Source organism: Citrobacter sp. wls757 (assembly GCF_005280935.1).
Classification (GTDB): Bacteria; Pseudomonadota; Gammaproteobacteria; order Enterobacterales; family Enterobacteriaceae; genus Citrobacter; species Citrobacter portucalensis.
This window is the reverse complement of the sequence record NZ_SZWU01000076.1, coordinates 184,230-196,384: the sequence shown is the minus strand read 5'-3', so window position 1 is coordinate 196,384 and position 12,155 is coordinate 184,230. Positions and strand designations below refer to the sequence as shown.

Annotated in this window: 19 protein-coding genes and 1 pseudogene; 3 read left to right on the top strand and 17 right to left on the bottom strand. The window is 47.6% G+C overall.

Features of this window, described 5'->3' with window-relative positions:
* Nucleotides 1-135: 135 nt before the first annotated feature.
* From FDW94_RS21470 to FDW94_RS21445, 6 genes are all read right to left on the bottom strand, one after another.
* On the bottom strand, nt 136-1,422 hold the full coding sequence (locus FDW94_RS21470) for a phage major capsid protein (protein ID WP_137378222.1): 1,287 nt from the start codon (nt 1,420-1,422) through the stop codon (nt 136-138).
* A 72-nt stretch (nt 1,423-1,494) separates the two neighbouring features.
* Nucleotides 1,495-2,415 carry a S49 family peptidase gene (locus tag FDW94_RS21465; RefSeq protein WP_137378221.1) on the bottom strand — a complete coding sequence of 307 codons (921 nt, stop codon included), beginning with the start codon at nt 2,413-2,415 and terminating at the stop codon, nt 1,495-1,497.
* Nucleotides 2,416-2,451: 36 nt separating this feature from the next.
* Nucleotides 2,452-3,711: a phage portal protein gene (locus tag FDW94_RS21460; protein WP_003832365.1), complete on the bottom strand. Its 1,260-nt coding sequence runs from the start codon at nt 3,709-3,711 to the stop codon at nt 2,452-2,454.
* Nucleotides 3,711-3,890 carry a hypothetical protein gene (locus FDW94_RS24615; protein WP_003832363.1) on the bottom strand — a complete coding sequence of 60 codons (180 nt, stop codon included), beginning with the start codon at nt 3,888-3,890 and terminating at the stop codon, nt 3,711-3,713. Before FDW94_RS24615 ends, FDW94_RS21460 begins: the two co-directional genes overlap by 1 nt.
* The gene (locus FDW94_RS21450) at nt 3,884-5,611 is read right to left on the bottom strand and encodes a terminase large subunit (RefSeq protein WP_016150031.1); all 1,728 of its coding nucleotides are present in this window, start codon (nt 5,609-5,611) and stop codon (nt 3,884-3,886) included. The genes FDW94_RS24615 and FDW94_RS21450 overlap by 7 nt, the downstream gene beginning before the upstream one ends.
* Nucleotides 5,608-6,105, bottom strand: a complete 498-nt coding sequence (locus FDW94_RS21445) for a phage terminase small subunit P27 family (RefSeq protein ID WP_003832359.1) — start codon at nt 6,103-6,105, stop codon at nt 5,608-5,610. Before FDW94_RS21445 ends, FDW94_RS21450 begins: the two co-directional genes overlap by 4 nt.
* A gap of 215 nt (nt 6,106-6,320) precedes the next feature.
* On the opposite strand from FDW94_RS21445, the gene FDW94_RS21440 reads away from it, so the two are divergent.
* The gene (locus tag FDW94_RS21440; RefSeq protein ID WP_103771375.1) at nt 6,321-6,836 is read left to right on the top strand and encodes a hypothetical protein; all 516 of its coding nucleotides are present in this window, start codon (nt 6,321-6,323) and stop codon (nt 6,834-6,836) included.
* A 135-nt stretch (nt 6,837-6,971) separates the two neighbouring features.
* Here FDW94_RS21440 and FDW94_RS21435 read toward each other — a convergent pair whose 3' ends face one another.
* On the bottom strand, nt 6,972-7,334 hold the full coding sequence (locus tag FDW94_RS21435; RefSeq protein ID WP_032943058.1) for an HNH endonuclease signature motif containing protein: 363 nt from the start codon (nt 7,332-7,334) through the stop codon (nt 6,972-6,974).
* A 274-nt stretch (nt 7,335-7,608) separates the two neighbouring features.
* On the opposite strand from FDW94_RS21435, the gene FDW94_RS21430 reads away from it, so the two are divergent.
* On the top strand, nt 7,609-8,148 hold the full coding sequence (locus tag FDW94_RS21430) for a cytochrome b (protein WP_032943057.1): 540 nt from the start codon (nt 7,609-7,611) through the stop codon (nt 8,146-8,148).
* A 372-nt stretch (nt 8,149-8,520) separates the two neighbouring features.
* Here the strand turns inward: FDW94_RS21430 and FDW94_RS21425 are convergent, their stop codons facing one another.
* The 6 genes and pseudogenes from FDW94_RS21425 to FDW94_RS21400 all read right to left on the bottom strand — a co-directional run bounded on the left by FDW94_RS21425 (nt 8,521) and on the right by FDW94_RS21400 (nt 10,389).
* Entirely contained in the window at nt 8,521-8,694 is a 174-nt protein-coding gene (locus tag FDW94_RS21425) for an addiction module toxin, GnsA/GnsB family (protein WP_001100119.1), read from the bottom strand.
* Nucleotides 8,695-8,898: 204 nt separating this feature from the next.
* Nucleotides 8,899-9,129, bottom strand: a complete 231-nt coding sequence (locus FDW94_RS21420) for a hypothetical protein (RefSeq protein WP_000756041.1) — start codon at nt 9,127-9,129, stop codon at nt 8,899-8,901.
* Nucleotides 9,130-9,202: 73 nt separating this feature from the next.
* The gene (locus FDW94_RS21415) at nt 9,203-9,391 is read right to left on the bottom strand and encodes a hypothetical protein (RefSeq protein WP_057069020.1); all 189 of its coding nucleotides are present in this window, start codon (nt 9,389-9,391) and stop codon (nt 9,203-9,205) included.
* Between the two features lie 10 nt (nt 9,392-9,401).
* Nucleotides 9,402-9,614: a cold shock protein CspG gene (gene cspG, locus FDW94_RS21410; RefSeq protein ID WP_000066494.1), complete on the bottom strand. Its 213-nt coding sequence runs from the start codon at nt 9,612-9,614 to the stop codon at nt 9,402-9,404.
* A gap of 378 nt (nt 9,615-9,992) precedes the next feature.
* Nucleotides 9,993-10,148 (bottom strand): annotated as a pseudogene (locus tag FDW94_RS21405) (DUF2514 family protein); the annotation flags it as partial.
* A gap of 37 nt (nt 10,149-10,185) precedes the next feature.
* Complete coding sequence (locus FDW94_RS21400) at nt 10,186-10,389, bottom strand: hypothetical protein (RefSeq protein ID WP_137378220.1); 204 nt, start codon at nt 10,387-10,389, stop codon at nt 10,186-10,188.
* A gap of 135 nt (nt 10,390-10,524) precedes the next feature.
* Here FDW94_RS21400 and FDW94_RS24610 point away from each other — a divergent pair, with 135 nt between their 5' ends.
* Entirely contained in the window at nt 10,525-10,698 is a 174-nt protein-coding gene (locus FDW94_RS24610) for a YnfU family zinc-binding protein (protein WP_218116983.1), read from the top strand.
* Between the two features lie 75 nt (nt 10,699-10,773).
* On the opposite strand, the gene FDW94_RS21395 is transcribed toward FDW94_RS24610, so the two are convergent.
* From FDW94_RS21395 to FDW94_RS21380, 4 genes are all read right to left on the bottom strand, one after another.
* Nucleotides 10,774-11,004 carry a hypothetical protein gene (locus FDW94_RS21395; RefSeq protein ID WP_137378219.1) on the bottom strand — a complete coding sequence of 77 codons (231 nt, stop codon included), beginning with the start codon at nt 11,002-11,004 and terminating at the stop codon, nt 10,774-10,776.
* A complete protein-coding gene (locus tag FDW94_RS21390) occupies nt 11,001-11,525 on the bottom strand; it encodes a DUF2514 domain-containing protein (protein WP_128611847.1) in 525 nt (174 codons plus the stop codon). The genes FDW94_RS21395 and FDW94_RS21390 overlap by 4 nt, the downstream gene beginning before the upstream one ends.
* On the bottom strand, nt 11,504-12,052 hold the full coding sequence (locus tag FDW94_RS21385; RefSeq protein ID WP_137378218.1) for a lysozyme: 549 nt from the start codon (nt 12,050-12,052) through the stop codon (nt 11,504-11,506). Before FDW94_RS21385 ends, FDW94_RS21390 begins: the two co-directional genes overlap by 22 nt.
* Nucleotides 12,024-12,155 (bottom strand): HP1 family phage holin (locus tag FDW94_RS21380; protein WP_249358676.1); only part of this gene is annotated, 132 nt, incomplete at its 5' end. The genes FDW94_RS21385 and FDW94_RS21380, both read right to left, overlap by 29 nt.

The following is a 12,155-nucleotide window of genomic DNA, read 5'->3' as shown; positions in this document are numbered from 1 at the left end:
GCCGCCGCTGCCGCTGCTTTTGCCGCTTTCGTCGTCATCGTTTTGCTCCTGAAAAGAAAAAACCCGCTGCTGCGGGCCTGGGGGATTACGTGCTTTTACGCTGTGCGACCGTGGTCGCACAGAGTGCAGGACCGGTTAAAACAGCACTTTTGTCCCGAGAACAAGACCTTCCGGATGACGGAAGCCGATATCGTGCTCCGTCACCACGCGGATCAACGACTGGTTACGGGAGAACGCGGAAACCAGATTGCCATCCCCGTCCTGGTAGGAGGCTTCCTGCGAGAACGACACCTTCATGTTGCCGTCTTCACCGATAACCACATCATTAAAGTCCGCGAAGTAAATTTCCGACTCTTTGCCTGCGTCACCGAGGTTTGCCGGGATAGCGCTGGTACGCTGAATCTGAAATCCCTTCAACATCCCCTGGGCCATTTCCGGGTAGACCTTGTTACCGTTACCGTCGCGCAGACCGAATAGTTTCATGTAAGTCCGGTTCGACATGCCCCAGCCGCAGCTGATCATGTTGCTGTTCCCGTCCATAGCCATCAGGATAATGTTGTCGAGATAGGTATCAATCGTCTGCAGATTAACCTCTGCAGCAGCTTCCCACGGCAGCAGGCGGTTCCACTCAGTTGCCCGCGCTTTCATACCGACAGGCGTATCACCGGTACCGTCATCGCGCATAAAGGCTTTATCTTCACGAACAGAAATCGCGGTCAGAATATCCTGCAGGACCAGCTGTTCCACGTTGTAACCGGCACGACCAATCAGCTGGTTGGAGATTGGCACCATTGCAATCATGGTTTTCGCAGTGAGTTTCACATCATCGAAGCGCGCTTCTGATGTTTTCGCATCCTTGCCTTCCCCGGTGTAGCTCGCCGTCGCACCACCGGCCAGACGCGGCAGTGCCATATTGCCGTTCGGCAGCGGAATGGAGCGCGCGCCCAGCTTACGAACGATGGTGCGATCGCGCAGCAGTTCGATCACCTCGCTGTGCAGGTTTTGCGGAATAAGAACGCCACCTGACGCGGCGGCTGTATTGATGGCCATCGAGACAGACTGGTCATTCAGTTCTTCAGCTGCAAATTTCGCAGCGTCCTGGACGTTACCCTGTGCTGCCGCAATCGACATTACCAGACGGGTCATTCCTGCGCCGGTATATTGCTTTGGCTCTGCTTTAACGCTGATACCCGGAGCCTGTTGTGTACCTTTAACCGGTTTGGCAACAAGCGCTGCAGCACGTTCAGCTGCTTCCAGACGCTCAATCTTGGCACTGATATCTGTAAACTGCTGCTGCAGGCTGGCAAATTCGGTTAACTGCTCCGCTGTCAGCGTTCCACCGGTAGTTTCAATCGTGGCCAGGGCCTGTACCTGTTCATTAATACCCGCACGCTGACGACGTAATTCTTCAATCTGTGGCATAGTTTTCTCTCTTTTTGGCATAAAAAAAGCAGCCAACAGGCTGCTTTCTGGTAATGACGCGTTAGCGCCGGGTTACATTCTGGTTTGCAGGTCCATCGCGACGGCCTGCAACTTTATGGAAGTGGTTTGTTGAGGTTGTTTGTACTTTGCTGCAATGGCATTAATCGCAGACTGAGGATCCGAAACCTCATCGGCAAGACCAGCAGAAATGGAATCAGCGCCGAAATAGATTCCGGCCTGCGTGTTAATCACCGTCTGAGGGGCAAGATTCCGGTATTCCGCTACAGAGGTAATAAACGTCTCGTACATATCGTCAATCATCCTCTGGAACATTCCCCGAGCGTCTTCACTCAGTGGCTCATGTTGTGTACCGTTATTTTTGTTATCTCCCCGAAAAATCGTGGTGAATGTTAACCCCATTTGCTCTTCCATCCTGGAAGTATCCAGGTGTTCCATAATCACTCCAATCGAGCCGACTCCACTGGTCTGGCTGACTACAATTTTGCTGCAGGCCGAAGCGATAAAGTAAGCCGCAGAATAGGCGCTGTAGTTCACAATTGCAGTAATAGGCTTAGTTTGACGTGACTGGAAAATATAATCGGCCAGTTCCTTGCATCCAACCGCCGCACCACCACCAGAATTTATATCCAGCACAATTTCACTGATGGAAGGGGCATTTAATGCAGCATGCACCTGGCTACGTATGCGCTCATAGCTGGTAAGTTCAGAACACATTGCAGTAATTTGCCCACGACGCGGAACCAGAATGCCGTGAACAGGAATAACTGCCATTCCACCAGCTGGTTGAACCAAATCTGGCGCCTGATTGTTATCAGGCTCCTGCGTCATGTGAATTCCAGCCTCTTCTGATAATCCCTGAATACGGGGAACCAGCACAGCTTTTACAGAATCCATTGTCTGTCGTGTCACGTAATGTGGAACACCAAAGACCATAGCCGCCAGGTGCGGCAGATTAATTAAATTTTTTGTCATGATGTTTACCAGGTCAGCCCGCGCTGCGGGTGATATTCAGTTTCTGGACAGAATAGAGTTGATTTCTGCCAGTTGTTTTGCTGTTGGCGTGTTATCGCCAGGTAAGATTTGTTTACTGTCGACCATATTCAGAGGCGTCAGGTATTTATCCCCTCCGGCGATGGGTGGAAGGTTCTCCATGCGGCGAATGTCGTTAACCGATAACCAGCCCCACTGGCGGCCTAGTGCATAAGATTCATAGCGTGACTTCTGATCCCCGCGCAGCAGGCCAGAAACATTGAATTCAATGTACAGATCACCGCGCTCGCTGGGTAAAAGCAGATCGCGCATTAATGCGCCTTCATGACGCTTCAGCCAGGCCAACAGCGTGTACATCACAAACTGCAGCCCCTGGTGCTCAATGTTGTTATTCGTGGCTTTCGCCAGCATCTGCACCATATGAGGCGGGATTTTATAGAGTCGGCACACTTCCTCCACGCCCCACTGACGGGACTGCAACAGCTGCGCTTTCTCATTGTCCTGAGATAACTGCTTGTAGCTCATCCCTTCCTGAAGCAATGCAACAGAGAAGGCGTTTCTGACGCCGGAATATCTGTCCGTCCACTTTGCCAGCAGGCGGTCGATAGCATCCTGGCTTTTGATCGTCGGAGCGTCTTTTGGACGCTCAATAACGCCGCTCATCGTTGTACCACGGCGAAAGACCTGAGAAGCATGCTCTTCCACGGCGAGGTTTAGCCCAAGAACATCCGCGTTCGTCTGGATTGGGGAACTGCCGATATAGCCATCCAGTGAGAAGACCTTCACATGATGCATCATGCGCATTGGCAACGTTTCGCCAATTTCGGGTAGTTCATAATATGGCATCCCATCCGGGCCTTTCAGGACAATGACCTTTTGGGGATTAACCGGGATTAATTCGCGGGGATAACCTTTCCCGTCCCTGTCGATGATCGAGTAGCAATTCCCCTCCAGACCAAGCAGGCCCTGCTGCTGTTCAAAGTATTCAAATGAAGTGTCTTTTTTGTTGGGCTGGGAATGAATCAGATCATAAACAGGGTGGTCAGTCGCCCGTTCACGGCCTCCGTTAGCGCCTCGCCTGTAAAGTTCACACGGCAGTTGCGCCACCGATTCTGCCAGAAGCGTTACACATGCCCGGACCGCCGATAACGCCATTGCGGTTTCAGAAGTGATAATGATCCCCGCCTTGCTCTGGCTGGAACTCACACCACCCAGCATCGCCTGCCAGAAACTACCACCAGACTGAGATTTACCCCGAAACATCTGGGGAATGAACATTATTCACCCCCTGATTTAATTACGCTGGCAGACATTGATTTCGCGATTAAAAATGACCACAGCAGGCAGATTGAACCGCCAGTAATAAGCCCGGCTGCAGGTGAAATAAGCCAGGCACCGGCAGACAGTAACGCGGCTCCGGCGAGGCCGATAAAAAAACTTAAAAACGTCATTAGCATGCTACATCTTCCTCGTCGTAAACAGATGAATTACTCGCCCGGCTATTCAACATTGCCCGTCCGATTGCCATAATCAGCGAAACCGCGCCATCGATTTTGTTTTCGTTCTGCTCTTTGATGGGTTTAACCACATCGTCATTACCGGGCAAATACTTCCCGACGACGTTGCTGATACACCAGCTCATAATCGGGTTCCCGTCGTGATGAAAGCGGCCTGACTCAATGGCGGCTTCCAGCTCCTTCGTCGGATCAGACATATTGGTGTAGTTCTGAACGATAGTGATCGGATTAAGGCTTTCATCAGCCAGATCATGTGAAAGCCCCGTCGCGCCGAACGGGTCAATCGGTGACTCACTGACTGGGTTGAGCTTGTTTGCCGCCTTGGCCTCTTCAAGGATGTAGCGGTAATCAACTTCAGCGCCATCAGTAACTGTAAGCAGTCCCATTTCAACCCATTTCTGAAATCGCTCCGCAGTACGACGATCTTCGTTCTTTTCAACGCTGAATACTGCGTCGTAGGGAACCCAGAAGCGGGGAGCAACGCTGTAGTAATGTGTCTTGCCGTCAATTTCCCTGGTGAACAACCGCGCCATACTGTTCATATCCAGCTTGCGCGCCAGGTCGAAAGACAGAACACATGGCTGTCCTTCGAATTGCTCCAGCGTAAGTGTCTTATCCTCACAGTTCTGCCAGGAAACCAGGTTGTAGAAAGCGGCACGGGCTGCAACCCAGATGTTGAGGTGTTTAGTTTTAAATACACCAGCCTGACGGGCGTTATTAATAGCTCTCTGTTGCTGGCTGAGGAGAAAGTCACGATAGACCGACACGCCCATATTCGGGTTAGCTTTTTCCAGCACTTTAGGATCGGTCCAGTCATCCCCCTCGTCGACGGTGTATATCACGCCGAACAATTCCTCATTCGGTACTGTGCCGTTCAGCATCTCAATCACTTCACGCCGTTTGTCGTAGCATGGACCCTCAATGTTGTAACCCGCCGTCGTGATCGCCCACATTAGTGGTTGTCGCCGCGCCCCCATACCCGTCAGCATAGTGGTGTAGAGCGAATCTGTGGGATGTTCGTGATACTCGTCAACAATCGCACAGTGCGGTGAAGCGCCGTCCCCAGGGTTACCAATCAGCGGCTCAAAACGCGCGCCATCTTCTGGCCGGTTCAGGTTGGACGCATTAACTTCAATCCCGAACGCCTCCACCAGCAGCGGGGTGCGCTTACACATCAGACGAGCTGGTCTGAATACTTCCCACGCCTGTTTTTCAGTTGTGGCCCCGGAATATACTTCAGCGCCAAACTCGTTATCACAGGTAAAACAGTACAGCGCCACACCTGCCGAAATAGCTGATTTCCCATTTTTACGCGGTATCTCCGTGTAAACCTCGCGAAATCGTCGAAGCTTCGACCCTTTCTGGACCCAGCCAAAGGCGCAGCACACAATAAACAGTTGCCATGCCTCCAGAGTGATCGGCATCCGCTTGAATGCCCACTCTCCTTTTGTATGTGGTAACAACTGGATAAATTTCGCGGCCTTTTCTGCCATGTCTTTATCGAAGCGGTAACGAAATTTCTTACTCTTTTCAGCCGCCATGTCATCGATATGACGCTGGCAGGCCTGAATGACAAACTGGCACGCCGGAATTTTCCCCCGCACAACGTTGCGGGCGTATTGATTCGCGGCGTTTACGTTGGGGTACGATTTCCGGCTCATGAGTTGATCATCTTCAGGAATGGGTTAGAGGTTTTCTTCTGTCCGGCAAGGCCGATTAGGCGTTGTCGACTGCTGGGATCAAGGCCAAGCATGGAGCCGGTAGAGCTCATCTCCGATTCCTGCTCTTTCTTTGCGGTTAGCTCAGGGTTTTTTATCTTCCCCCCCATAGCACCAGTGATAGTCAGCCCTTCTCTGGCGATATTTTTAACCGCCCTGCGCCAGAACTCATATGCAACACACCAGCGCTCAAGTACGGCAAGATCGGTAACACACAGTAATCCCTGTCCACATAATTCTTTCGTGGTCAGTTCCCACATGACGGCCGCCATTGGCAGACCATCATCCTCAGAAAACCAGTCAGGTGGTGCCACTCCTTTAATCGGTGTGAATACAGGTTCCTCTTTATTCAGGGCTCGTTTGCCGGGGTTCCCTGCCAGCTCCTTGCGCGCCGTTGGCTTGGGGCGACGCCCGGAACGCCCCGCCGTTCCAGCCATAAGCGACACTCCTGGTTAAATTTCATTTTTCGCGGGTATAAAAATACGAGGAAGCGGGCAGTCCTAAAGCGCGAAAGGGGTCAGGGATTTGATCCCCCCTCCCCCCTTGAAGATGACAGCAAGAAAGCATGCAAAAGCAGATACTGGTCATCCATCAGGATGTTCAGCATAGTGTCTTCAGTTAATCTCAATAGATAAACGATGGAGTCTAAGAAATGGATAAAACCAGAAAATATGATAGAGCCTTACAACTTGAGATCCTCAACGCTCTTATAGATTGTGCTCCTAACTTTTTAAACAAGGCACAGGAGCGAGACCTCATTGAGAAGTTTGATAACTATGATCACTTTGTGGCGTGCATGCTATATCTTGAAATGCATGGTCTTGTTTCTACACCCTTCGTACGTAGCGAAACCATGGCTGGCGTTGATTTTATCTTCAACGCCCCATACTGCAACATTACAGAGAAAGGAATTGATTTTCTTCTTGATGATGGCGGCTTAAGTGCGATCCTTAAGGTTCAAACCGTTCGGTTACACAATGACACGATTGTTGCCCTTGAGGATATAATCCGTGTCGCAAATATATCTGAAGATCAAAAGAAGGGATTGATTTCAAAACTCCGAGAGCTTCCGGGAGACGCCATAAAACATTTGACCCTACAGTTACTGACTCAGGGGGTTCTGAATCTGCCGAACGCACTTCGACTAATTCAAACAACCCTCCAGTAGGGCTAAACTCGTCAGAGGGGCGAATTAACTCAAATTTGCCCCATCCCAATGTTTTACTTAAAAACACCCAAAATTCCTTCCGGGTATCTGCATGAATGTAGAAACTGTTCTTATGCATTACAGCAGTGAATATTATCATCGAATACGTTCTCTTGCCGTCTTCGCTCTGTGGCATTCCCAGCACAACGACTCAAGATTGGAATCGTCATCAGTGCCGCCATGAGCTTTTGGAATGATGTGGTCAACACTGGTCGCTTTCTTCGCTATCCTCTGTCGGCGATGGTTCTGACACAGGTATTTATCACGCTGAAGGATACGCGCTCGTTTGATTTCCCAGAGTCGCCCATATCCACGTTCTTGCCTGCTCTTTCCCGACTGATAATTCCGCCAGCCGTCACCAGCATGCTGCTGTCGGTGTTGGTCACAATATCCGCTGACATCATTGGTGATTGCCGCACACCCTTTGTGTCGGCATGGGCGTTTAGCACGTGCTGGCATCGGCATAGTCCTGTTTGTTGGATACAAATTGTGTAATAGGCGGAAAGTAAAAATGAACCAGTAGTTGATTGAAAGTTCTCATAAATAGCGAGAATCTGCGCGGTTCTTGCCCCGTAACATCAAGGATTATCAGAAAGAAATAAAAATGAGAATTATTATCAAAACATTCAAGTGAGATCGCTGGAATAACAAACTCTTAATCTCTCAACAAAATAAGGATTTGTTAAGCTTCATGATTTATGGTCGATGTAATACACCGTTTGAGGCAAGAATAATGGTCAAATTCTCAAAACTTCAGATTCGCTTACACTGGCTAACCCTGATATTAATAGCGATAACCTATGCAGCTATGGAGCTTCGTGGCTGGTTTCCCAAAGGCAGTAACACCTACCTTCTCATGAAAGAAACACATTACAATGTTGGGGTGTTTGTCTGGTTTTTAATGATAATACGATTAATTATTAAACATAAGTATCATGATCCAGCTATCACTCCCCCCCCACCAGCCTGGCAGATGATGGCTGCTAAAATAATGCATATCCTGCTGTACATTTCTTTTTTGGCTCTACCATTATTAGGTATTGCAATTATGGCTTACGGTGGAAAGGACTGGAGTTTCTTAGGTTTTAACGTTGCATCGTTCGTTACTCCTGACGGGGAAACAAAATCACTTATCAAAGATACTCACGAAACACTGGCAAACATCGGATATTTTTTAATCGCAGCGCATGCTGGTGCAGCGTTATTCCATCACTACGTCCAGAAAGATAACACTCTTTTGAGGATGATCCCTGATTGTAACGATAAGAAATAAATACAAATTTTAATGTTTAACATTACAGCAGGCACTCAGTGAATGTCTGCTGTAATGCCTGCTCAGTCAAGTTGAAGCACACCGTGTTCTTTTGAATCAGAGAATGCAACCAACCCAGTGTATTCGGAGATAGTGTTCCGTCATCAGCATCAAATGCTGAAATGGTTGCGTGAAGAATCAAAAATGCTCCAAATCCCGCGCCGCTGCTGCCCCTCGATGGTCAGAACCGTCAAGGAGGACCCGTTAAAAGGTAAGCAGAAAATCTATGGTTAGAAGTGAAGGCTTTGACAACGTTCTAAATTTTATGACAGAAATAAAAAAGCATTACCTTTCAAGATAATGCTTTTTCACTCAAACTGAGTCTTATAACAATTAGATTAATGTGATTTTAATATCATAGCTTTCAAGCCCAGTCATTTTTTCACGAGCATTAAACTGGATATCGGAAACTTCTTTTCCTGTCTTTTTTTTGAGTTCAATAATTTTTTTTGTGATGAATTCAGAAATATCCGCTTCAGTTTTTCTTTTTAAATCTTCGACGTTCATTGTTTACCTCTCTTGATCTCTAACGTATCAACGCCAAGCATTTTACATTCCCCGTAGAGCACTTGTATAAGCGCTGATATGTTTGAAAGATAGAATAGAAAGACTCAATTATCAATAGTTTGCAGTACAATCTTCATGCAAAAGAGCTCGCGACCACACAAACCACTGTACTAAAATCCGGGTCGGTCACGAAACAACCAGATCTCATTTCAAAAGCTTCGAGGCTGCCTCGAGGATCTCTTCTGAACTGACATCACGATCAGAGGCTACATAAACTATTTTATGGTCTCCTGTCAGAGATGGAAATCCCGCTGACATCACGGGTAGGTGTGCTTTTTCCCCATTGGGAAACTCACGCATTATCGTAGTAATACCTTTCATTACGGTTACAACAACTGCAGGTTCTGCATTAAAAAAAACGATGACTTTTTTCATAATTTTACCGTGATGTCTCTTACAGAGATTGTCGGTTCAGCATACAAAAAAGGCTCCATAAGGAGCCTGAAATTTATTTTCTGAATTCTAAAGAAGACTGACCAGAACGAATGTACAGTGCAATATTATCAAATGTAATCATTGTTGATTTGCAAAAAATACATTTTGCTCCGAAAGGATTTTTTTCAGTAACATCAAAGTTTGACGTTCGGTACTGAGATCCGTGGCAACACGGACATCTGAAGTGAATATTATTAGTAATATCAGTTACCTTATACAGCCACGACATTAACTGCCGTGGGGCCTTTAGGTCCCTGTTCAACACTAAATTCAACTTCCTGATTCTCATTCAGCGTCTTGAAATCATTACTCTGGATAGCAGAGAAGTGAACAAACACATCTTTACTGCCATCTTTTGGAGTGATAAAACCAAAACCTTTTTCAGGATTAAACCATTTAACTAAACCAGTCATTTTATTAGACATAAACATTACCTTTATTGAGTAAGCCCTTGGGCAGAATGGTCCGAAAAAAATTATCAGAGAGAAAAGCTAACAAGGAAATCTCAACAAGAACAAGGAATAAAATTATTACAGCGACTGCTTCAGATAAATTCGTTACAAACCAGACATTCATTAACGCATGATTAACCAAACATAGCAAGGTTTAGTTTTGTAAGTAAATCTCAGTGGGTTTTGACCATAAAAATCAATTTAAATAGCTTAAATCGAAAATTATGTCATGCTGCGTAAGACCTTTATCTATCGCCCTAAGTTGTCAGGGATTTTGACTCAAGGAAGAGTCGTATTTCTTTCATAGTAAAAATTTACAAATTTACCCACGAAAACCGTCAACATCTTAATTTATAGATCTATTATTTTTTCTCTACGATTCATTGTTAGTATTTTTACGGACTCATAAATCCGCTCACATGTCATTCCTGCCCGGTAGTTTTCATCAGCGCGCTCAGCATTGTATCGAGCTTCTTCTGCCAGGCTTCCTGGCATGTCTACGAGCATTGTGGTGTCATGGCGGATGGAAAGTTTTGTTGATTCGTTAGTTATCGAGCTGTAGAACGCTATGCTCTAGCGACTCGGAATAGGCAATCAGCCCGGTGTACTCAGGGATAACCTCGCCATCATCCGCTTCGAACTCAGGGATTGTTCCGGTAGTGATGGTGTATTGTGGCTGGCCATCTTCTTTTGCGAAGGCCGCCAGGTCTTCAATCTGCTTAGCTGTAAGAACTACTGTATTGCTCATTCCTCAGTTGTTAAAAATCCCCGCTACTGTGAGGCTTGATTGATTATCGCTAACGATTACATCGTAACGGTTATAAAAGAAGCTATTAGCCAACATGTGGTGTATGGTTGTTAACCGCCCACCAGGACAATCAACATGTCGATACTCAAAGATATCAAGATGCGTACTTTACGCCATGTGAAAAGTACTTGTCCTCATTGCTCCCGCCAGTCAATGCACAGTCTGTCGAGAATAAAAAACAATATAACGTTAATTTGCCCCTTCTGTGGAAACATCTATCTTCCATCTGAAAGCAAACCAATAAAGTAACTGATTGAATACCAAATAAAACCCATACTCTCAGAATGTGGCAAAGCAGACATAACCTTTTATTGTTGTTCTCATTTAAGAGAGTGTAACACCCAGAGTGGAGAGGGATTTTTTCTTCTCCACAATACGGCGGTCCAGTTCAGCCACTGCATGCGGGCGTATGGCATCAAGAAAGGCGTTATCCTGATAGGTAGACTGGATTGTCACACCAAGTCCGGCACCACTTTCCAGTATGCTTTTCTGACGCTGTAGTTCTTTTATATCGTTATTGAGGTAATACGCTTCACTTAGGTTTTCTGCGTTCATCGTCTAACCCTGTTGTTGTTTGACTGCCTCACTGAGTCGTAAATGCGCTCACACGTCATTCCTGCCCGGTAGCGTTCGTCAGATCGTTCAGCATAATATCGAGCTTCTTCTGCAAGGCGTCCAAGCATGTCGGCGAGCATTGCGGCGTCGGCTCCGGCTGTTTTGCTTCTGACGGCAGTGGCAAGATTTGCGGTATGCTTTGCGGCGTCCAGGAGGGTGGCAAGCTTTGTTGCTTCGTTACGCAACTGGTTAACAGTGGCAGACAGGCCAGCAGCAGTGGCAGCAGATTTAGCGGCTTGCGCTTGTGCATCTTTTACAGCCTCATCACGGGCAATTATGCGCCCTTGCTCAATCATGCGGGCGGCGGTCTGCGCGTTCGCAACCTGCGAAGACTTAGCACTATCACGTTCCGCCCATTTCTTTTGCCAGCCCCGGTCGCTCCAGACACTTCCGGCAATAAACGCACCAGCCAGCAGTAGAAACACAGCAAATGTTTTACTCACTGGCCTATCCCCCAGCATGTCAGAGCGCTTTCCTGGTCTCTTCGATCAACCTGTCCGTAGCAGCCGCTTTTCTGGCCTTTGGTCAGGCGACAGTCGCGGCCACCGTCTTTAATCCACCAGCGGATCGCTTCACAGGCACCTCTACGGTCGCCCGCATTAATTCGCTTATAGAACGTAGATGGGAAACATTTTCCGGGGCCGATGTTATATGGGCAGAAGGACGCGATCCCGGCTTTCTGTGGTTCGGTCAGTGGTACCTTGATATTTCGCTCAACCCACGCCAGCGCCTTGTCGCGTTCTATGGCGTTCACCCGGGCGCATTTCTCAGCAGACACCTTCATACCCTGCTCTACTGGCTTACCATCAACCATTGTGGCGCCACGGCAAATAGTCCAGATTCCGCCGCCGTCGCGATATGCTTTCAGGCTGTTACCCTCTTTCTCATCCAGAAACTGATCGAGAATAAGAGGTGCTGACGCACCGGCAAGAATCAAACTAACTACCGCTGTGCTCAGTTTATTCTTCAGCTTTGGTGACATTGCCATTAAGCCGGTCCTCCCTTTCCTTTTTCCTGTAATACCAGTTCACTGCACAAGTGATAACAGTGCATGCGATACCGACAATAATTGCCCAGTCACTCAGGCTTAA